This window comes from Sphingomonas sp. SAFR-052, assembly GCF_051965015.1.
Taxonomy (GTDB): Bacteria; Pseudomonadota; Alphaproteobacteria; order Sphingomonadales; family Sphingomonadaceae; genus Sphingomonas.
Map to the genome: position 1 here is coordinate 140,238 of NZ_JBQCMO010000008.1, position 21,140 is coordinate 161,377.

General features: G+C 67.5%; 18 protein-coding genes. 5 read left to right on the plus strand and 13 right to left on the minus strand.

Going from position 1 to position 21,140, the window contains the following annotated elements:
* The first annotated feature begins 50 nt into the window (after positions 1–50).
* Entirely contained in the window at positions 51–821 is a 771-nt protein-coding gene (locus tag ACTHQV_RS14820; protein ID WP_440491335.1) for a crotonase/enoyl-CoA hydratase family protein, read from the plus strand.
* Positions 822–935: 114 nt separating this feature from the next.
* Here ACTHQV_RS14820 and aguB read toward each other — a convergent pair whose 3' ends face one another.
* Genes aguB through ACTHQV_RS14835 form a run of 3 tightly spaced genes read right to left on the minus strand, consistent with a single transcriptional unit; the run spans position 936 to position 3,105 of the window.
* Positions 936–1,781 carry an N-carbamoylputrescine amidase gene (gene aguB, locus ACTHQV_RS14825; protein ID WP_440491337.1) on the minus strand — a complete coding sequence of 282 codons (846 nt, stop codon included), beginning with the start codon at positions 1,779–1,781 and terminating at the stop codon, positions 936–938.
* An 8-nt stretch (positions 1,782–1,789) separates the two neighbouring features.
* Positions 1,790–2,140, minus strand: coding sequence for a DUF3147 family protein (locus ACTHQV_RS14830; protein ID WP_440491338.1), 351 nt, complete (start codon positions 2,138–2,140; stop codon positions 1,790–1,792).
* Positions 2,137–3,105: an agmatine deiminase family protein gene (locus ACTHQV_RS14835; protein WP_440491340.1), complete on the minus strand. Its 969-nt coding sequence runs from the start codon at positions 3,103–3,105 to the stop codon at positions 2,137–2,139. The genes ACTHQV_RS14830 and ACTHQV_RS14835 overlap by 4 nt, the downstream gene beginning before the upstream one ends.
* Positions 3,106–3,219: 114 nt before the next feature.
* Between ACTHQV_RS14835 and fsa the strand changes: the two genes are divergently transcribed.
* The gene (gene fsa, locus ACTHQV_RS14840; RefSeq protein WP_242119163.1) at positions 3,220–3,873 is read left to right on the plus strand and encodes a fructose-6-phosphate aldolase; all 654 of its coding nucleotides are present in this window, start codon (positions 3,220–3,222) and stop codon (positions 3,871–3,873) included.
* Between the two features lie 20 nt (positions 3,874–3,893).
* The gene (locus tag ACTHQV_RS14845) at positions 3,894–4,784 is read left to right on the plus strand and encodes a tyrosine recombinase XerC (protein WP_440491342.1); all 891 of its coding nucleotides are present in this window, start codon (positions 3,894–3,896) and stop codon (positions 4,782–4,784) included.
* A gap of 289 nt (positions 4,785–5,073) precedes the next feature.
* Here ACTHQV_RS14845 and ACTHQV_RS14850 read toward each other — a convergent pair whose 3' ends face one another.
* From ACTHQV_RS14850 to ACTHQV_RS14895, 10 genes are all read right to left on the minus strand, one after another.
* Positions 5,074–5,328: an ATP synthase F1 subunit epsilon gene (locus ACTHQV_RS14850; protein ID WP_440491382.1), complete on the minus strand. Its 255-nt coding sequence runs from the start codon at positions 5,326–5,328 to the stop codon at positions 5,074–5,076.
* A gap of 120 nt (positions 5,329–5,448) precedes the next feature.
* Positions 5,449–6,921: a F0F1 ATP synthase subunit beta gene (atpD, locus tag ACTHQV_RS14855; protein WP_056453217.1), complete on the minus strand. Its 1,473-nt coding sequence runs from the start codon at positions 6,919–6,921 to the stop codon at positions 5,449–5,451.
* Positions 6,921–7,499 carry a hypothetical protein gene (locus ACTHQV_RS14860; protein ID WP_440491344.1) on the minus strand — a complete coding sequence of 193 codons (579 nt, stop codon included), beginning with the start codon at positions 7,497–7,499 and terminating at the stop codon, positions 6,921–6,923. The genes atpD and ACTHQV_RS14860 overlap by 1 nt, the downstream gene beginning before the upstream one ends.
* Entirely contained in the window at positions 7,496–8,383 is an 888-nt protein-coding gene (locus ACTHQV_RS14865) for a F0F1 ATP synthase subunit gamma (RefSeq protein ID WP_440491345.1), read from the minus strand. The genes ACTHQV_RS14860 and ACTHQV_RS14865 overlap by 4 nt, the downstream gene beginning before the upstream one ends.
* A 122-nt stretch (positions 8,384–8,505) precedes the next feature.
* Positions 8,506–10,035, minus strand: a complete 1,530-nt coding sequence (gene atpA / locus ACTHQV_RS14870) for a F0F1 ATP synthase subunit alpha (protein ID WP_345879634.1) — start codon at positions 10,033–10,035, stop codon at positions 8,506–8,508.
* A gap of 2 nt (positions 10,036–10,037) precedes the next feature.
* Positions 10,038–10,610, minus strand: coding sequence for a F0F1 ATP synthase subunit delta (locus ACTHQV_RS14875; protein ID WP_440491347.1), 573 nt, complete (start codon positions 10,608–10,610; stop codon positions 10,038–10,040).
* A 413-nt stretch (positions 10,611–11,023) separates the two neighbouring features.
* Positions 11,024–12,571, minus strand: a complete 1,548-nt coding sequence (locus tag ACTHQV_RS14880; RefSeq protein WP_440491348.1) for a S1C family serine protease — start codon at positions 12,569–12,571, stop codon at positions 11,024–11,026.
* Positions 12,572–12,613: 42 nt separating this feature from the next.
* Complete coding sequence (locus ACTHQV_RS14885; protein ID WP_440491349.1) at positions 12,614–14,173, minus strand: hypothetical protein; 1,560 nt, start codon at positions 14,171–14,173, stop codon at positions 12,614–12,616.
* 66 nt (positions 14,174–14,239) lie between these two features.
* Positions 14,240–16,405, minus strand: coding sequence for a primosomal protein N' (locus ACTHQV_RS14890; protein ID WP_440491351.1), 2,166 nt, complete (start codon positions 16,403–16,405; stop codon positions 14,240–14,242).
* Positions 16,406–16,474: 69 nt separating this feature from the next.
* The gene (locus tag ACTHQV_RS14895) at positions 16,475–18,592 is read right to left on the minus strand and encodes a TonB-dependent receptor (RefSeq protein ID WP_440491352.1); all 2,118 of its coding nucleotides are present in this window, start codon (positions 18,590–18,592) and stop codon (positions 16,475–16,477) included.
* A 110-nt stretch (positions 18,593–18,702) separates the two neighbouring features.
* Here ACTHQV_RS14895 and ACTHQV_RS14900 point away from each other — a divergent pair, with 110 nt between their 5' ends.
* Together ACTHQV_RS14900 and ACTHQV_RS14905 are read left to right on the plus strand one after the other, a co-directional pair.
* Entirely contained in the window at positions 18,703–19,536 is an 834-nt protein-coding gene (locus ACTHQV_RS14900) for an IclR family transcriptional regulator (RefSeq protein ID WP_440491354.1), read from the plus strand.
* A 152-nt stretch (positions 19,537–19,688) separates the two neighbouring features.
* Positions 19,689–20,969, plus strand: coding sequence for an L-fuconate dehydratase (locus ACTHQV_RS14905; RefSeq protein ID WP_440491355.1), 1,281 nt, complete (start codon positions 19,689–19,691; stop codon positions 20,967–20,969).
* The last annotated feature ends 171 nt before the right edge of the window (positions 20,970–21,140 follow it).

The following is a 21,140-nucleotide window of genomic DNA, read 5'->3' on the forward strand; positions in this document are numbered from 1 at the left end:
GCTACGCGCGCCGCGCCGGTTGAAAAGGGGGAAGTTGGGGAGTGGGATCGATGCGGGTGACGACCACGATCGCGGACGGGGTGGCACAGGTCCGCCTGACCCGCCCCAACAAGATGAACGCGATCGATCCGGCGATGTTCGACGCGCTGATCGACACGATCGAGACGCTGCGCACGTCGGCGGCGCGCTGCGTGGTGCTGTCGGGCGAGGGGCGGGCCTTTTGCGCCGGGCTGGACATGGCGAGCATGGCTGCAGGCGCGGCGGGCCTTGACCTCGCGACGCGGACGCACGGGCCGGCGAACCGGGTGCAGCAGGTGGCGTGGGGATGGCGGACGCTGCCGATGCCGGTGATCACAGCGGTCCATGGGCTGGCGTTCGGTGGGGGCTTGCAGATCATCGCCGGCGCCGATGTACGCATCGCCGCGCCCGATACCCGGTTCGCGATTCTGGAGGCGAAATGGGGGTTGGTCGCCGACATGGCGGGCTTCGCACTGTGGCGCGACACGCGCGGCGACGTGTTGCGCGAACTGGCTTTCACCGCGCGCGAGTTCGATGCGGTGGCGGCGCAGGCGGCAGGGTTCGTGACGCGGCTATCCGACGATCCGCTCGCGGCGGCGCAAGCGCTGGCCCGGTCGATCGCCGAGCGCAGCCCCGATGCGGTCCGCGCGGCCAAGCGGCTCGCCAACCTCGCCGACGATGCCGATGCCGCGACGATCCTCGCCGCCGAAAGCGCCGAACAGATCGCGCTGCTCGGCACCCCTAATCAGGTCGAGGCGGTCCGCGCCGGCATGGAGCGGCGCGCGCCGGACTTCAGCGACTGAGCCGCCAAAATCGTCGCCCCAGCGAAGGTTGGGGCCTCAAGCGGCTCTTTTCCCATGCCTCCGCCGGGAGATCCCAGCCTTCGCTGGGATGACGTCCGGTTCGGTGAAACCGGGTCAGATATCCTGGACCAGCCGCCCGTACAGTTCCGGCCGGCGATCCCGGAAGAAGCCAAACGCGGCGCGGTGGCGCTTCACCCGGTCGAGGTCGAGGGTGGCAACGATGACGCCCTCTTCCTCGCGGTCGAGTTCGGCCAGCACGTCGCCCCGCTCGTCGACGATGAACGACGTGCCGTAGAAGGTCTGACCATGTTCGGTGCCGACACGGTTGGCGGCGACCACCGGCACGACGTTCGAAACGGCATGGCCGACCATCGCGCGGCGCCACAGCCGCGCGGTGTCGAGGCTGGTGTCGTGCGGTTCGCTGCCGATCGCGGTCGGATAGAACAGCACTTCCGCCCCCATCAGCATCAGCGCGCGCGCGGTTTCGGGATACCATTGGTCCCAGCAGACGCCGACGCCCAGCTTGGCCGGGCCGTCCCATACCTTGAACCCGGTATTGCCGGGGCGGAAATAGAATTTCTCCTCATATCCCGGACCGTCGGGAATATGGCTCTTGCGATAAACGCCTTGGATGCGGCCATCGGGGTCGATCATCGCGAGGCTGTTGTAGTGATGCGGACCATCGGCTTCGAAGAAGCTGGTCGGGATATGCACGTTCAGCTCGGCGGCCAGCGCCTGCATCGCCAGCACCGCCTTATGCTCGGCCACCGGCTTGGCATTGACGAACAACCCCTCATCCTCGACGCGACAGAAATATTCGCCCTCGAACAATTCGGGCGGCAGGATGACTTGCGCTCCCTGCGCCGCCGCTTCGCGCACCAGTCGCGAGACATTGGCGATGTTGCGGTCGATATCGGTCGAGAAGCCGAGCTGGAGCGCGGCGACGGTGATCTCGGTCATGAACAGTCCTACAGCGTGACGCCGAAGCGGGCGGCGACGGGGATAGTGGCCAGATACAGCAGGATCGTGACACCGCAACCCGCCAGCAACGCCCACCAAAAATGGAGGCCGTGCCGCAACAGCGCGGGCACGATCAGGAACATGGGCAGCGAGGGCAGCACATACCAGAAGGTCGCCTCCGCATGATCGGCCAGCCGCGCCGCATCGCCGGTATCGCGCCACAGCCAGATCATGCCGAGCAGCGATACCAGCGGCAGCGATGCGACCAGCGCCCCCGCCGCCGGACTACGCCGGGCGATCAGCGCGACCGCTGCGACGATCAGCCCCGACAGCGCGGCGCGGACGGCGAACGCGATCAAGCCGCCGGAATCTGCTGGCTGATGCAGTGGAAACTGCCGCCGCCGGTCAGGATGTGATCGGCGCGCAGCCCCACGACCTGACGATCGGGGAAGATTTCGGCAAAGGCGGCGATGGCCGCGTCGTCGGTACCGGTGCCGTATAGCGGCACGACCACCGTCGCATTGCCGATATAGAAGTTCATGTGGCTGCCCGGAATGATCTCTTCGTCGGGCGACAGCACGCGGCCGGGGGAGGGGACCAGCACGACCTCGACGCCGAACGCCTTCGCCCGTGCCGCCGCATCCTGATAGATGCGCCAATTGGGGTCGTTCTCGGCCGCCTGCGGGATCGCCAGCCGGTTGGGGCCGACGAAGCGGGCGAGATTATCGACATGGCCATCGGTATGGTCGTTGAGCAGCCCGTCGCCCAGCCACAGGACGCGGTCATAGCCCAGATCCTCCCGCAGCCGCGTTTCCGCCGCCGTCTTGAAGAAGCCGGTGTTGCGATTGGGGTTCAGCAGGCATTGCTCGGTCGTCACGACAAGGCCGGTGCCGTCGCCGTCGATCGCGCCGCCCTCGACGATCCAGTCATGTTCGGCGACAGCCATGTCCCGCCCGTGGGCAAGGCGCAGGCCGATATCGTCGTCGCCGGGCAGGTCGTATTTGCCGCCCCAGCCGTTGAAGCCGAAGCGATGCGCGGTGCCGTCGCCGCCGATGATCGGGCCGGTATCGCGCAGCCAGATGTCGCCGAACGGCTCCATCGTCACCTCGGCAAAGGGGGCACGCGCGCGCGCGTCGTCGGCCGCCTCGACGGTCGCGGCGACCAGGATCACCGTCTCGCCGCGTCCCTCTGCATGGACGGCCCGGGCAAAGGCGACGACTTCGTCACGGGCGGGATCGAGGTCTTCCAGCCACAATTCGGCATGGCTGGGATAGCCGATCCATACGGCGGCGTGGGGGGCCCATTCGGGTTGCGGCGCGGTCATGCGCGCGCAGATAATGGATCGGTGCGCGCAGGAAAAGGCCCCCGATCTTGCCCGAACCGCGCCGATGGGCGATGGGGCGCCATCGCATCCCGACCCGCGCAGGAACCGAGTCCCATGAAATTCTTCGTCGATACCGCCGATACCAACGACATTCGCGAACTGGCCGAAACCGGCCTGCTCGACGGCGTCACCACCAACCCGTCGCTGATCCACAAGTCGGGCCGCGACTTTCTCGAGGTCGTGCGCGAAATCTGTTCGATCACGCCGGGCCCGGTCTCGGCTGAGGTCGTGGCGCTCGACCATGCGGGCATGATGCGCGAGGCCGAAATCCTGCGCAAACTGGCCGACAATGTCGCGGTGAAGGTGCCGCTGACCATCGACGGCCTGAAGACTTGCAAGGCGCTGACCGATGACGGCACCATGGTCAACGTCACCCTGTGCTTCTCCGCCAATCAGGCGCTGCTGGCGGCAAAGGCCGGTGCGACCTTCGTCTCGCCCTTCGTCGGGCGGCATGACGATATCGGCTTCGACGGCATGGGGCTCATCAGCGATATCCGCCTGATCTACGACAATTACGATTTCGGCACCGAAATCCTCGTCGCCAGCGTCCGTCACCCGGTCCATGTCCTCGAATCGGCCAAGCTTGGCGCCGACGTGATGACCGCGCCGCCGTCGGTGATCCGCGCGCTGGTCAAGCATCCGCTGACCGACAAGGGGATCGAAGGCTTCATGGCCGACTGGGCCAAGTCGGGCCAGACGATCGGCTGATCGGGGGGGCAGGGGCTGCGATGGACCAACTGACGCAGCCCTTGCCGCTCGCTTTCGCGACGCATTTGGCGCGCGACCGGCGGCGATCGGCGCACACCGTGCGCGCCTATGCCGCGACCGTCGAACGGCTGATCGCATTTCTGCAGGGCCATTGGGGCGGGGCGGCTGATGCCGCTGCCTTGGGTCGGATCGGCGCGGCCGACCTGCGCGCCTTCCTCGCCCGTCGGCGCGGGGAGGGCCTCGCCAATACGTCCGCCGCGCGCGAATTGTCGGCGGTGCGCGCCTTTCTCGACTTTCTCGACATCGACGCCCCCCGCCTGCGCGGTCCACGCACCGGCAAGGGCATACCGCGGCCGATATCCCCCGACGAAGCGGTCGCGCTGGCCGAGGACGTCGCCGACGAGGCCGCCGAACCATGGATCGGCGCCCGCGACTGGGCAGTGTTGCTGCTGCTTTACGGCGCGGGGCTGCGCATCGGCGAGGCGCTGTCGCTGACCGGTGCGATCCTGCCGCTGGGCGAAACGATCATGGTCACCGGCAAGCGTGACAAGACGCGGGTCGTGCCGCTGCTGCCCCCGGTCCGCGCCGCGATCGACGCCTATGTCGCGCAGCAGCCCTGGGGCACGGCGCGCGATGCCCCGTTGTTTCGCGGGGCGAAGGGGGGGCCATTGTCGGCCGGCGTGATCCGCCGATCGGTCCGCGCGGCGCGGGCGCGGCTGGGGCTGGGTGACCGCACCACGCCGCATGCGCTGCGCCACAGCTTCGCGACGCATCTCCTCGGGCGCGGCGCCGATCTGCGCTCGCTACAGGCGTTGCTGGGCCATGCCAGCCTGTCCTCGACGCAGATCTACACCGCGGTCGACGCGGCGCATCTGCTCGATGTGTATCGGAATGCGCACCCGCATGGGTAGGGTGGTGTCCGTTGCCCGGAGACGCCTGGGCAGGCGAGACCTTTGCGAAAGTTCACCAGCTATCCCCGGACCGATCCGTACCCCAGCGGAGGCGGGGGTCCAGAGCCAAGCAAAACAACGGCTGGCGCATATGGCCCTGGGTCCCCGCCTTCGCGGGGACACGGTGCGGCGGACTTCTGCAAGCGTCCCCCCGGAGGCTGGGGTCCCCGGAACGCTTCGACGCCAAACGAAAACGCCGCACCGAACCTCGGTCCGGCGCGGCGTCTCGTGGAACGCAAGGAGTCGTCGATCAGCCGGCCTGTTCGGCGAGGATCGTCAGCCCCTTGGGCGTTACCTCGGCGAACCCGCCACGGATCGCGATCCGCTCGGCCTCGCCCTTTTCGTTCCGCTGGACCAGCAGGTCGCCGTCGCGGATCGTCGACATGAACGGCGCATGGCCCTCCAGCACGCCGAAGTCGCCTTCGGTGCCCGGCACGGTGACCATGTAGACCGATTCCGACCGCACCAGCTTTTCGGGGGTCACGAGTTCGAAGTGCAGCATAATTAGAACCTCACTCCCTCTCCCCTTCAGGGGAGAGGGCAGGGGAGAGGGGGTTTCGGCCGAGAGGTTCCGACTGCCCCTCTCCCCGACCCTCTCCCCGCAGGCGGGGAGAGGGAGATGAAATTACGCGTCCTGCGCCATCTTCTGCGCCTTGGCGACGACTTCGTCGATGCCACCGACCATGTAGAAGGCCGATTCGGGCAGGTGATCGTACTCACCTTCGACGACCGCCTTGAACGACTTCACCGTGTCTTCCAGCGCGACGAACTTGCCGCTGATGCCGGTGAAGACTTCGGCGACGTGGAACGGCTGGCTGAGGAACTTCTGGATCTTGCGGGCGCGGGCGACCGTGACCTTATCCTCTTCCGATAGTTCGTCCATGCCAAGGATGGCGATAATGTCCTGCAGCGACTTGTAGCGCTGGAGCAGCGACTGGACGGCGCGGGCCGTGTCGTAATGCTCCTGGCCGACGGTGCGCGGTTCGAGAACGCGGCTGGTCGAATCGAGCGGATCGACCGCCGGATAGATGCCGAGTTCCGAGATCGCGCGGTTGAGCACGGTCGTCGCGTCCAAGTGGGCGAACGACGTCGCCGGCGCCGGATCGGTCAAGTCGTCGGCGGGGACGTAGATCGCCTGCACCGAGGTGATCGACCCCTTGTTGGTCGAGGTGATGCGTTCCTGCAGCGCGCCCATGTCGGTCGACAGCGTCGGCTGATAGCCCACTGCCGACGGGATGCGGCCGAGCAGCGCCGACACTTCCGAACCCGCCTGGGTGAAGCGGAAGATGTTGTCGACGAAGAACAGCACGTCCTGGCCTTCGACGTCGCGGAAATATTCGGCGATCGTCAGGCCGGACAGCGCGACGCGGGCACGCGCGCCCGGCGGCTCGTTCATCTGGCCATAGACCAGCGCGACCTTCGAACCCTCGCTGGTCGGATTGCCGTCGGCATCCTTGGCGATGACGCCCGCGTCGAGGAATTCGTGATAGAGGTCGTTGCCCTCGCGGGTGCGTTCCCCCACGCCCGCGAACACCGAGGTGCCGCCATGGCCCTTGGCGATGTTGTTGATCAGTTCCTGGATGAGCACCGTCTTGCCGACGCCCGCGCCGCCGAACAGGCCGATCTTGCCGCCCTTGGCATAGGGGGCGAGCAGGTCGATGACCTTGATGCCGGTGACGAGGATCGCGCTCTCGGTCGACTGGTCGACGAACAGCGGCGCCGATGCGTGGATCGGGGCGGTGGTTTCGGCGCCGACCGGGCCACGCTCGTCGATCGGCTCGCCGACGACGTTCAGGATGCGGCCGAGCGTCTTGGGACCCACCGGCACGCGGATCTGCGAGCCCGTATCGCGTACCGCCTGACCACGGGTCAGACCCTCGGTCGCGTCCATGGCGATCGTGCGGACGGTGTTCTCCCCCAGATGCTGCGCGACTTCGAGGACCAGCCGGTTGCCGTTATTGTCGGTTTCGAGCGCCGACAGGATTGCCGGCAGCTCGCCGTCGAACGCGACGTCGACGACGGCGCCGATGACCTGCGCGATCCGGCCGGTATTGTTGGTGCTGCCCTGGGGCGCGTAGGTGTCTGCGGCGGTTGCCATCACTGCTTCCTCGGTTCGGTCCCCGTCGCGGGGCGGGTAAAGGTCACGATCAGGCGGCGTCCGCCGTCGATCGGAGTACGGGTTATAACATAATCGGCACCGGGCACGCTGCCCTTGGCCGGACTTTCGGTCATGATGCCGCGCTTGACCTCGTCGCGGCCGGGCAGGCCGAGGCTGGCGAGCGGGCGGTCGACCCAGCGCACAAACTGCTCCTTCGCAAACGGGCTGGAATCGAGGTTCACAATGTCGAGCGAGAAGGCCAGCTTCTCGATCCGCTGCGCGTCGCCGGTCACCGTCAGATTGGCGGTGTTGACCGGCTTGATCGACGGGTCGGCCATCGGCGTCGGCTGTGCCGTTGCCTGCATGCCCCCCGTGGCCGCTGCGTACGGCGACAGGCGGAAGCCCATGCCGTTCAGCAGGTCGATCGTCTTGGGCGCATCGCCGAACACCGTCGCCCAGCCGCCGGTGACGAACGGCGTCGGCGTCGCGCGCGGCCGATCCGCCGCCTTGTCGGCAGCGGGCTGACCACAGCCGGCCAGCATGGCGACGAGCGCCAGCAGGACGGCGCCGCGAATCACAGCGCTTCGGCGCCCGAGATGATTTCGACCAGCTCGGTCGTGATCGCGGCCTGGCGGGTGCGGTTATATTCGATGGTCAGACGGTTGATGAGATCGCCCGCATTGCGCGTGGCGTTGTCCATCGCCGTCATCTTCGAACCCTGCTCCGACGCCGCGTTTTCGCGGATCGCCCGGTAGATCTGTACCGCGATATTGGTCGGCAGCAGACTGTCGAGGATCGCTTCCTCGCTCGGCTCATACTCGACGACCGCGTCGGCGGAAGGTTGCGAAGTTGCCAAGGAGGGAGTGGGAATCTTGACCGGAATCAGTTGTTGTTCCGTGGGTTCCTGCGTCAGCACCGTCTTGAAGGTTGCATAGAACAGGTGCGCGACGTCGAATTCGCCCGCTTCGAAGCGGCGGATCAGATCGTCGGCATAGCCCTTCGCATCGGCAAAGGTCAGCTTGCCTAGATCGCCCGGTTCGACCGCATGGACGAAGCCGTCGCGGAACTGGCGTGCCAGCACCGCGCGGCCCTTGCGACCGATCGTCAGGAACTTGACGGTCTTGCCCTGCTCCTGAAGCTCGAGCGCACGGCGGCGGGCGAGACGGGCGATGTTCGAATTGAACGCGCCGGCCAGCCCCTTGTCCGACGTCGCGACGACGAACAAATGGACCTGATCGCTGCCGGTGCCGGCGAGCAGCGGCGAGCTACCTTCGGTGACCTGTACCTTGCTGGCGAGGCTGGCGACGACCTGTTCGACGCGGCTCGCATAGGGACGACCGGCCTCGGCCGCCTCCTGCGCGCGGCGCAGCTTGGCGGCGGCGACCATCTTCATCGCCTTGGTGATCTTCTGCGTCGACTTCACCGAGCCGATGCGCAGTTTCAGGGCCTTGAGACTAGCCATTTGTCTTCCCTACTCCCTCCCGGCTTGCACGGAGAGGGTGGGGAAGAGCGGAAGTGGCAACTTCGGCCGTTCCGCTCTTCCCCTCTCCCAACCCTCTCCCCTGAAGGGGAGAGGGCTTTTGGTTATGCGAAGTTCTTTGCGAACTGGTCGAGCGCGGCCTTCAGGCCCGACTTCGCCTCGTCGCCCAGATCCTTGGTATCGCGGATCTTGGCGAGCACCTGCGGGTGGTTCGCCTTCAGGTCGGCGAGCATCGCCTGCTCGTAGCGGGTCACGTCGTTGACCGCGACCTGATCGAGATAGCCCTGCGTGCCGGCGAAGATCGAGGCGACCTGTTCCTCGAACGGCATCGGCGAGAACTGCGCCTGCTTGAGCAGCTCGGTTAGGCGCGCACCGCGGTTCAGCAGCTTCTGCGTCGAGGCGTCGAGGTCCGAGCCGAACTGCGCGAAGGCGGCCATTTCGCGATACTGGGCGAGCTCCAGCTTGATCGACCCTGCGACCTTCTTCATCGCCTTGGTCTGCGCGGCCGAACCGACGCGGCTGACCGAGAGGCCGACGTTGATCGCGGGGCGGATGCCGGCGAAGAACAGGTCGGTTTCGAGGAAGATCTGGCCGTCGGTGATCGAGATCACGTTGGTCGGGATGTAGGCCGACACGTCGCCAGCCTGGGTTTCGATGATCGGCAGCGCGGTCAGCGAGCCGCCGCCATTGGCGTCCGACATCTTGGCGGCGCGCTCGAGCAGGCGGCTGTGCAAATAGAACACGTCGCCAGGGTACGCTTCGCGACCCGGCGGACGACGCAGCAGCAGCGACATCTGACGATAGGCGACCGCCTGCTTCGACAGATCGTCGAACACGATCAGGCCGTGCATGCCGTTATCGCGGAAATATTCGCCCATCGCGGTGCCGGTGTAGGGCGCCAGATACTGGAGCGGAGCCGGGTCCGACGCGGTCGCGGCGACGACGATCGAATATTCCATCGCGCCGTTTTCTTCGAGCGTGCGCACCAGCTGGGCGACGGTCGAGCGCTTCTGGCCGACCGCGACATAGACGCAGTACAGCTTCTTCGATTCATCCGAGCCGGCGTTCGCCGTCTTCTGGTTGATGAAGGTGTCGATCGCCACCGCCGACTTGCCGGTCTGACGATCGCCGATGATCAGTTCGCGCTGGCCACGGCCGACCGGCACGAGCGCGTCGATCGCCTTCAGGCCCGACTGCATCGGCTCGCTGACCGACTGGCGCGGGATGATGCCCGGGGCCTTCACGTCGACGCGGGCGCGCTGTTCGGACACGATCGGACCCTTGCCGTCGATCGGGTTGCCGAGACCGTCGACCACGCGACCCAACAGGCCCTTGCCGACCGGCACGTCGACGATGGTGCCGGTGCGCTTGACGGTGTCGCCTTCGCGGATCGACGAGTCCGAGCCGAAGATCACGACGCCGACATTGTCGGCTTCGAGGTTCAGCGCCATGCCCTGAATGCCGCCGCCGAACTCGACCATTTCGCCCGCCTGGACGTTGTCGAGCCCGTGGATGCGGGCGATGCCGTCACCGACCGACAGGACCTGTCCGACTTCCGAAACCTGCGCTTCGGTGCCGAAATTGGCGATCTGGTCGCGGATGACCTTCGAGATTTCTGCGGCGCGGATATCCATGTTCAGCCTTTCATCGCGTGCGCGAGCGTGTTCAGTCGGGTCTTGATCGAGCTATCGATCATCTGGCTGCCGATCTTCACGACCAGTCCGCCAAGGAGAGAGGGGTCGACCTTCAGGTCGATCGCGACGTCGCGGCCGACCCGGTGGCGCAGCTGCTGGCGCAGCGCGTCGACCTGCGAATCGTCGAGCGGATGCGCCGAGACGACCTCTGCATTGGTTTCGCCACGGCTGCGCGCCGCCAGTTCGCGAAAGGCGCGGATGATCGCGGGCAGATCGCCCAAGCGACGATTCTGCGCCAGCACGCCAAGGAAGTTGGCGGTCAGCGGGTCGAGACCCAGCACCGGCACCAGCGCCGCGATGGTCCGCGCGGCATCGGTGCGGCCGATCAGCGGGCTCTTCACCAGTGCCGCCAGATCGGGCGACTCGGCAATGCCCTGCGACAGCGTCTTCAGGCTCGATTCGACCGCGGTGAGCTGGCCCTGCTGCTGGGCGAGGTCAAACAGCGCGGTCGCATAGCGGCCGCCCAGGCTCGCCTGGATCATGCCGCCGCCAGTAGTTCCGCCGGATGTCTCCACGCGCGCGTCCTTGTCAGGGGTCAATTCTACGTCCCATGCCGATGAGGAAGCTGCATCCCAACCGCCGTCGCGACCAAAAGTCGCGCCGCTGACCGGCCCATGCGCCCCCGATGGGTCGTGGGGGCCGCTAGCATCGGTGTCACGATTTCGCAAGCTTTGTGGGAGGCGCCGCGGTGGGTTGCGATTCGAGCGGAAGCTGAACGGGGGATTATCGGGCGGCAAGAAGAACGAAAACGGGTTCGCGCGGAGGGATTCGATTTGTCCCGCTCGCAACAAGTGTCATCCCAGCGAAGGCTGGGATCTCCCGGTGATGCACGCGGCAGGAACCGCGGGAGACCCCAGCCTTCGCTGGGGTGACGTGGTGGGAGACGGAGCTTCGCGCGGAACGCAACCATTCCGCGAAATCCCCGAAACTACTTGGCCGCCGTACACCGATAGACCAGCCGTTCGTTGACCTGCCCGGGCAGCGAGGTGCGAATCGCCGATTGCTGGGTCGCCAGCGCCGCGCGTGCGCCGGTGTCGGCGGCGCACGCCTTTTGCTGCACCTGTCCGCGCAGCGTACGGGCGCGTTCCATCGATTCGGCGGACAGCAGATAGCGGCTGTTGGTGTAGCTGCCGCTGACCGGATCGAAGCGCAGCACGGAGACGGTCGCGTCCTCATTCGGGACGAGGATGCGTTCCCAGCCGCCGCCCGGTGCCTCGGCATATTGGGTGCGGCCGTTCATGCAGCCATCGGCGCGCCAGTCGAAGCGCACGGTTTCGACCGGCGACAGGATGATCCGGCTGCGTTCGGGCACCAGCGTGCATTCGAGCGGCCCCGACAACGGCGTGACGCGGGTCGCGGCGGTATCCCCCGATTCGTCGGCGGCGGCGATCGCGGCCGGATCGAAATCGGGCCGCAACAGGAAGGTGGCGATCGCGCCGACGAACAGCACGGCCCCGCCGATCGCCGCCCACTTCGCCTCGCGCGTCTGTCCGCGCGAGACCAGCAACCCAGCACCGCCCGCCGCCAGCACCGCCAGCGCCAGCAGCAGCGCGGCGGCGGCGATCATGTTCTCGCGGCGTTCGGCATTGTCGGCGCGCGCCTGTTCGAGCGCGGTCGCGCGTTCCTCACGCGCGCGTTCGGCGGCGGCGCGGGCGCGCTCGCGATCCTCGATGCTCTGACGTTCGGCATCGGCGCGGTCGCGGGCATCGGCATCGGCCAGCGTCAGGCAGGGGGTGGCGATGGTCGCGACCGGCTGCTCCGCCTCACGCAAAAACGCGATCAGTTCGGCATCGGAAATGGCGAAGGCGAAGCTGGCATCGCCCTCCTCTCCGCGGGTCAGCGCCGAATTGACGCCCAGCACCCGGCCGCACGCGTCAAGCAGCGGTCCGCCCGAATTGCCGCGCGCGATGTTGGCGGTGTGGACCAGCACTGCCGTGCCCTCCAGCGTGCGATTGCCCGACAGCACGCCCTGCGAACGGACCGGCGATGTCGGCGTCACGAAATCGTCGACCGACCGTGCGGTGGCGAGGTCGACATTGCCGGGATAGCCGAGCGCGATCGCCGCATCGCCTTCGCCGACGCCGCCGGTATAGAGGGTGAGCGGCGGCAGGCGGACGCCGCTTACCTCGATCAGCGCAAGGTCGCGCGACTTGTCGATGCGCACCACGCGCCCTTCGAACGACCGGTCGCCTTCGGACGGGACGACGCCGACGACGGTATCGCCGGGATAGCGTTCCATCAGTTCGACGACGTGCGCGTTGGTGACGACGCGATTGGGCGCGACCGCAAAGCCGGTGCCGTGTTCGACATCGACCATCTCGCCATCGACCGTCGCGATCACGACGACGCGCACGACCCCACGCGCCGCCGCCGACACGTCGTCGGCGCGGGCGGGGGCGGACAGGACCAGCAGGGCGGCAAGCGCCGTCAGCCAGAGCGTCAGCCAGCGATGGAGCGAAGTCGCATTGGTAACCATGACCGCCGCCGTTTCGGCCAAAGCGCCGGGCGGCACAAGGGGTCAGGCGGTCTTGCCGTCCTTGTCCTTGTCGTCCTGGTCGTCATCGTCGTCGCTGTCGCTCGTCGTCGGTTGCGGCTTCCCGCGCCAATGGTCGAGCGCCGCCTTCGCCCCGCCATTGTCGATCAACGCGATCAACTGCTGGGCAAGGACGGCGCTGCGCCCGCCATGCGGCGAATAGGCGACCGGCCCCAGCACGCGGCGGGCCTCGTCGAGGCGGTCGGTTTCGAGCAGGACGCGGGCCGCCTGCATCCGCAGCCCGCGGTCCTGCGGCGCCAGCAGATGCGCGCGCAGCAGCGCGTCGCGGGCATTGGCGGTCGGCACCTGACCCGGCACCTGATAGGTCTGGTAATAGAGCAGCAGCGGTTCGGGGTCGTCATTCTCGATCGCGTTGGCGGCGAGGAACGATTTGCGGACGGCGCGCCACCGCTCGGGGGTCGTATCCCGCGCGGCGCGGGCCTGTGCCATCTGCGCCCTGCCGAGATAGGTATGGCCGTCGACCGATTTCGGATCGGCGGCGACGGCGCGGCGCGCGGCGGCTTCGGCGGCGGCGAAGTTGCCCGCATCATATTCGACCTCGGTGAGCAGCGCCTGCGCCGTCGCGTCGTTCGGATAGGGGGCGGCGGCCCGCTGGGCCAGCGGGAGCAGCGTCAGCGCCTGTGCCCGGTCGACGCCGCGCTTGGCACGGATGCGGACCGGCATCATCGCCGCTTCCGCCCGGGTCAGCGCGCGGACGGTGACATCGGCCTTGGTGATCGTCCCCGGCGGCATGATCGAATAGCGCAGACCCGAGCGGACATAGCGCGCCAGATCGCGGTCGAGCTGTGTCAGGTCGCCGAACACCGCCGCGGCCTTGGTCGCGCTTTCGCCGCTAGCGACCGCGCGCATGAACTGGTCCATCTGTCCCCGGCGGGCCGAATCGAGCAGCATCATATGGGTCAGCGCCCAGCCGCCGGCATAGAGCGCGCCGCGATCGATCTTGTTCGCATCGCCGGTCAGCAGCGTCGTCGCCGACACCGGCATCCCGGTCTGGAACTGGCGCGCCCGGTACATGGGCGGGCGTGCGACCTCGATCGATCCGTCGTCGCGCAGCCGCGTCGGCGCGAAGAATTCGGCGAAGCCCTCGACGAACCAGCTCGGAAACGCCGCTTCGGCCCAGTTCGACAGCATGAAGTGATGGGTATATTCGTGGAACAGCACCTGTTGCGGATCGATGCCGGTCGTGCTGATGCCGCTATATTCGGGCACGAACGCGACCGATCCGGCGGCACGCGGGATGTAAAAGCCCGCGACATTGCGCTGCCCGACCAGCTTGGTGATCGTCGACAGGTCGCCGGTGACGTACACGTTCACCCGGTTCGGCACCGCGATCGGTTCGGCCGGCATCTTGGTCAGCAGGCGCAGCACCCGGTCGAACCGTTCGAGCCGTTCGGCATAGCGGGCGACCTCGGCCGCCGGATCGTCGGCATAGACGATGAAATGGTCGGAGCGCGCCTCATGCCATTCGGCCTGCGCCGCAACCGGCCACAGCGCCATCAGCGCCGCCAACGCCACGCGAATCATACGCCACTCCCACGCCGTTCGTCCGTATGGGGTAGCGAGGCTCCATGACCGCGCCAAGACGGCGGATCAGACGAAACTATAGGGATCGATATCGACCGCGACGCGGACCTTGGCGCTCCAGTCCACGCCGTCGAGCCAGTCGCGGATCACGTCCTGCACGTCGAGTGCGCGAGTGGCGTGGACCAGCAGGCGGAAGCGGTGACGCCCGCGCAGCATCGCCAGCGGGGCGGGGGCGGGGCCGTAGACGTGGCAGCCCTCGACCTGCGGCGCGGCGCGGCCGATCGCGCGGGCGGTCGCCTCCGCCGCGCCCTTGTCCTCCGACGACACGATGATCGCGGCATAGCGGCCGAAGGGGGGCACGCCCGCTTCCTCGCGCGCCTCGGTCTCGGCGGCATAGAAGCTGTCGGCATCGCCCGAGATCAGCGCCTGCATCACCGGGGCGGAGGGCTGGGTCGTCTGGATATAGACATGGCCGGGCTTGGTCCCGCGGCCCGCGCGCCCCGCGACCTGTGCGATTTGCTGGAAGGTACGTTCGGACGCGCGCAGGTCGCCGCCCTGCAGCCCCAGATCGGCATCGATCACCCCGACGCAGGTGAGGTTGGGAAAGTGATAGCCCTTCGTCACCAGCTGCGTGCCGACGACGATGTCGATGTCGCCGGCCTCCATCCGCCCGACGAACTCCGCCGCCTTGGCCGGGGACCAGATGGTGTCGGAGGTGACGATGGCGATCTTGGCGGTCGGCCACAGCGCGGCGGCTTCGTCGGCAATCCGCTCGACGCCGGGGCCGCAGGCGACCAGCGCATCCTCGGCCTGGCATTCGGGGCAGGCGCGCGGGGTGGGGATGACATGGCCGCAATGATGGCAGGACAGCCGGTGGATCAGCCGGTGCTCGACCATCCACGCGGTGCAATTGGGGCATTGGAAGCGATGCCCGCATGACCGGCACAATGTCAGCGGCGCATAGCCGCGCCGGTTGAGGAACAGCAGCGCCTGTTCGCCGCGCGTCAGCGTCTCGTCGATCGCCTTGACCAGCGGCGCGGCGATCCAGCGGCCACGCTCGGGCGGTTGCTCGATCAGGTCGATCGCTTCGATCGTCGGCAATTGCGCCTTGCCATAGCGGCCGGGCAGCTTGACCTCGGTGTAGCGGCCCTGCGCGACCTGTTGCCGCGTCTCGATAGCCGGGGTCGCGCTGGCGAGGATCACCGGGCATTTCTCGAACAGCCCGCGCATCACCGCCACGTCGCGGGCGTGGTAATGCACGCCCTCTTCCTGCTTGAAGCTGGTCTCGTGCGCCTCGTCGACGACGATCAGCCCCAGATCGGCATAGGGCAGGAACAGCGCCGAGCGCGCGCCGACCACGACCTTTGCCTGTCCCGACGCGATCGCGCGCCACGCCCGGCGGCGCTGAGTCGAGCGCAGGTCGCTGTGCCACGGCACCGGTTCGCAGCCGAAGCGTGCGGTGAAGCGTTTTAGGAACGGTTCGGTCAGCGCGATTTCGGGGAGCAGCACCAGCACCTGTCGCCCCGCCGCGATCGCCGTCGCTACGCCCTCGAAATACACCTCGGTCTTGCCCGATCCGGTGACGCCGTCGAGCAGGAAGGGGTGGAAGGCGTGCGCCTCGACCGCCCCCGTCAGCATGTCCGCCGCCGCGCGCTGGTCGGCGGACAGTTCGGGGCGGTGATGGTCGGGATCGGGTTCGCCATAGGGCTGGTCGATATCGACCGATACCGCCTCGATCGCGCCGAGCTTGACGAGGCCGCGGATGACCGCATCGGACACATCGGCGATGGCAGCCAGTTCGCGCACCAGCCCGCGCCGCTCGCCGATCCGCTCCAGCGCCTGTTGCCGCTGCGGGGTCAGCCGGTCGGGTATCTCGCCGGTCGCGCGATATTCGATGGCGAGCTTCGCCCCCTCCAGCGCGGAGTTCGACGCGAGGCACATGCGCAGCACCGATGCCGGCGCCGCGAGGTAATAGCCCGCCGTCCACTCGACGAGCCGCCGGAGCGGCGCGGCGATCGGCGGCACGTCGGCAACGCCCAGCAACGGGCGCAGGCGGTTGTCGCCAACCTCCTCGGTCGCCAGCCGTTCGGCATCCCACACCACGCCCAGCAGCTGGCGGGGGCCGAGCGGGGCGGTGACGATCGAGCCGGGCTCGACGGCCATGCCGTGCGGCACGCGGTAGTCGAGCGGCCCGAGCGCGGCATTGAGCAAGAGAACGCGGGCGCGGGACATGGCGCGCTAGATAGGGTGGGCGGGGGCGGATGGAAATCCATCACGCCCCGCCCGCAAGCGGGGAGGCGGTTACAGCGCCAGCCGCGCGGTCACCCGGATGTCGCGCCCGGCGAGCGGCGCATAGTCCTTGAGGAAGCTCGCATGGCGGCGCGCCTCGACGTCGAAGAGGTTGTTCGCCGACACCATGAACGTCGTCTTGCTGTCCTGCCCGAACGGCCGCAGCGATACCGACGCGTTGACCATCGTATAGGCCGGCGTCGTCGTCTCCAGATCGGCGACGCGGTCCTGTGCGGTCACATGCTCGACCTCGCCGCGCAGCTGCACCAGCCGGCCCTGCGCCTCTATGCCGCCCAGCACGCGCAGCGGCGGGATGCGCGGGGCGGGGCCGCGATCGACGATCGTCGCGCGGGTATAGTCGGCCAGACCGTCGAGGTTGATCGCTGTCTCCCCAATCCTCGCCAGCCGCGCCGACGCCTCCGCCTCGAAGCCCCATAGCCGGGCATCGGCCTGTTGATACTGGAACACCGGCAGTTCGTCCTGCTCGGCACCGGTCGGGTTCTCGTAGATGAAGTTGCGGAACCAGTTGTGATAGGCCGACAGGCCGAAGCTGTAGCCGTCGCCCGATCCCTTCAGCGTCGCTTCCAGCCCGTCGCTGATTTCCTTGGCAAACAGCGGATTGCCGATCTCGAACGCCTGCGTGCCGGCATGCGGGCCGTTGGCGAACAGTTCCTCGGCCGAGGGCGCACGTTCGGTATGGCTGGCGTTCAAGCCGAAGCGGACATTGTCGGCCAGCCCGACACTGGCGCCGAGCGAGCCGGAGAAGCTGTTGAAGCGGCGGCGGATATCGTCGGTGCCCAGATCGATATCGGCGGCGGCGCGGGCGGTCGAATATTCATAGCGTCCGCCCGCTTCGGCGCGGAATGCGCCCAGATCGAACGATTGCAGCGTGAACAGGCCGAATTGCTGCGTCTCGCTCTTGGGAATGAATTTCTCTTCGCCGACGATGTTCAGGTCGCGGATATACATCTGCCCGCCGAACGCGCCGCGCCATGCGCCGCGTGCCGCCTGCACCGCCTCGACCCGCGCTTCCAGCCCGCGATTGTAGAAGCTGGTGCCGATCTCGCCGGTGTCCTCGATCTCGTCATGGCGGTAATCGGCGATGCCGCCGCGCACGCGCAGCCGCTCGACAAAGCCGTCGCCGGTATCGACCTCGGCGCGCATGTCGGCGCGGGTCTGGCGGACGTGCAGCGTCACCTGTTCGTGGCTGTGGCCTTCTTCTTCGCCCTCTTCTTCGCCTTCATGGTCGTGGTCGGCGACGTCGAACCGCTCGGGCACGCCGTAGCGATTGTCGAGATGGCTGACCGAGAAGCCGAGATTGCCGGTCTCGGTCACGATCGCCGCACCGCCGGCCACTTCCCACATCTTCGACTGCGAATTGGGCAGGCGGCCGCGCAGGTCGGCCAGCTCGCGCACCTCCGCCTCGTCGCTGGCCGCCGCCTGTTGGCGCAACGGCCGCGACAACAGATAGCCGCCGGTGCGCAGATCGTCGGTCTGTCCGAAGGTGCCGTCGAGGTGGAACACGACCCTGTCGGTCACCGGCACATCGACCGCCGCCGATCCGGTCCGCTCGTTCGCGGCCGATCCATAGGTGCCGATCGCGTCGACATGGATCGGTTCGGTCGGCACCCGGCGCGGGATGCGACTGTCGATGACGTTGACCACGCCGCCGATCGCCGACGATCCGAACAGCAAAGCGGAGGGGCCGCGCAACACCTCGATCCGGTCCGCGGTCAGCGGGTTGATCGCGACGGCATGGTCGACCGAGGTGTTCGACACGTCGAAGCTGCCGATGCCGTCGGTCAGCACGCGCACGCGTTCCCCTTGCAGACCGCGCAAGACGGGGCGCGAAGCGTTGGGGCCGAAGCTGGTCGCCGAGACGCCCGGCTGGCGCGCCAGCGTCTCGCCAATGGTCGGGCGCAGTTCGCGGGTCAGTTCCTCGCCGCTCAGCACGCTGGTGCCCGACAGGATGTCGGCCTGGTTGCGGGCATAGGGGGCGGTGATGATGATCTCGGGCGGGGCGTCGCGGTGATAGTCGTCGCCGGTCGCCGGCGTGGCGGTCGTCTGGGCGAAGGCGGCGGCGGGAACGAACAGGGCGGCGCTCGACAGCCACAGGGCGGCACGGACCATTTGATACGACTCCGAAGTACAGTGATCCGTGCCGCTACCGCAATATGATACAACGTATCAAGTGTCTTGTGCGGTGCAACGGCGGCTCGCCAGCCATCGGCTTGCACGGCATGGCGTTTTTGACGAAGGTCGTGGTCATGACCATCGACGCCTCCGACCAAGCCTCAGATACCGACACCGGCGACGATCGCCGTTACCGGGCGCCCGCGCTCGAAAAGGGGCTCGATATCCTCGAACTGCTCGCCGGCTGTGCGACGCCGCTGACGCTGACGCAGATCGTGCAGCGGCTGGGGCGGTCGCATGGCGAATTGTTCCGCATGGTGCAGGTGCTCGAATATCGCGGCTATCTGACCAGCGAGGCGGGCGGCGAGGGCTATAGCCTGAGCGACCGGCTGTTCTCACTCGGCATGAACCAGCCGCGCACCCGCTATCTGATCGAGGTCGCGCTGCCCGAAATGCGGCGGTTGGCGCAGGAGACCGGCCAGTCGTGTCATGTCGCGGTCCATACCATGGGCGACATGGCGGTGGTCGCGCGGATGGAATCGGCCGAACAGCTCGGCTTTTCGGTGCGCGTCGGCTATCGCCGGCCGTTGTTGCAGGCGGCGTCGGGGGCGGTGCTCTATGCCTTTCAGCCCGACGACGTCCGCGCCCGCTGGGAAAAGCTGCTCGACCCGCAGCCTGATGCCGAGACGCTGGCCGCGTTCCGCACGCATGCCGACGAAATCCGTCAGCGCGCGGTCGAACGCACCCCCAGCCGCTTCGTCAGCGGCGTGACCGACCTGTCGGCGCCGATCCTGCGCGGCGGTGCCGCGGCAGCGGCGCTGACCATGCCCTATCTGGCGAAGCTCGGCGAACCCGATGCGATCGACGCGGCGGCGGCGGCGGTGCAGGCGGCGGCGGCGCGGATATCGGCGCAGTTGGTGGACGACGACCATCATCCTTGAGGGGGATCGGCCTCGTCGGCAGCCATGATGAGACGCTTTCCGGTTGCAAGCGAAAATCCGTTCATATATGAAAACGTCTACGGCACCCGATAGGCGGTGACCGGGACGGGGCGGATCGATCATCACCACCGATGCCCCCATGGGGGCTGCGCATGACGATCATCACCCGGTTATCGGTCCATGACATCCGGTTTCCGACCTCGACCTTCCTCGACGGGTCGGACGCGATGAACCCGGAGCCGGACTATTCGGCGGCCTATTGCATCCTTGAAACCGATACGCCGGGCCTCGAAGGCCATGGCCTGACCTTCACCATCGGGCGCGGCAACGACCTGTGCTGCGCGGCGATCGCGACGCTGGCGCCGCTGGTCGAGGGACTGTCGCTCGACGATATCCGCAACGACGGCGCGGGCTTCTGGCGGCGGATGACCGGCGACAGCCAGCTGCGCTGGGTCGGCCCGGAAAAGGGGATCATCCACCTCGCCACCGGTGCGGTCGTCAATGCGGTGTGGGACCTGCTCGCCAAGGCGGCGGGCCTGCCGCTATGGGACTATATCGGTTCGATGTCGGCCAGCGAGATCGTCGGCCTGATCGACTTCCGCTACATGACCGACTGCATCACCCCCGACGAAGCGGTCGCGCTGCTCGAGGAACGCGCGATCGGCAAGGCGGAGCGGCGGGCGACGCTGCTGACGGAGGGCTATCCGGCCTATACCACTTCGCCCGGCTGGCTCGGCTATTCGGACGAGAAGCTGGTCCGGCTGTGCCGTGAGGCGGTGGCCGATGGATTCACCCATATCAAGCTGAAGGTCGGCGGCGATCCCGAAAACGACCAGCGGCGCGTGGCATTGGCGCGCGAGACGATCGGGCCTGACATCGACCTGATGATCGACGCCAATCAGGTATGGGAGGTGTCCGAGGCGATCGAGCGGGTCAACGCGCTTGCCTTCGCCAAACCGCGCTTCATCGAGGAGCCGACCTCGCCCGACGATGTCGAGGGGCACCGCGCGATCCGCGAAGGGGTGAAGCCGGTCCAGATCGCGACCGGCGAGATGTGCCAGAACCGCATCGTCTTCAAACAGTTCATCATGCGCCACGCTCTCGACGTGGTGCAGATCGACGCCTGTCGCCTGGGCGGCGTGAACGAAGTGCTCGCGGTGCTGCTGATGGCGGCGAAGTTCAACCTCGCCGTTTGGCCGCATGCCGGGGGCGTCGGGCTGTGCGAATATGTCCAGCATCTGTCGATGATCGACTATCTGTGCTTTTCGGGCGTGAAGCACGACCGCGCCGCCGAATTCGTCGATCACCTGCACGAACATTTCGTCGACCCCTGTGTGGTCGAGAAGGGCGCGTATCGCGCGCCGAGCCGGCCCGGCTATTCGATCGAGATGAAGCCAGAATCGAGGGAAGCGCATCGCTGGCAGCGGGCCTGACCGGAAGCTCTCCGCCTTGACGAGGGAGGGGCGTCCCAGCCCCGCGACAAATTGCGACAACTCACGCATTGCGTCGCGCGACGCCAAGCGTATGAAAACGGTTCACGAAACTTTCGGGTGTCCGGTCGGTGATACGGTCGGCGCATCCGTGTCGTATTCCGTCGTAAAGGT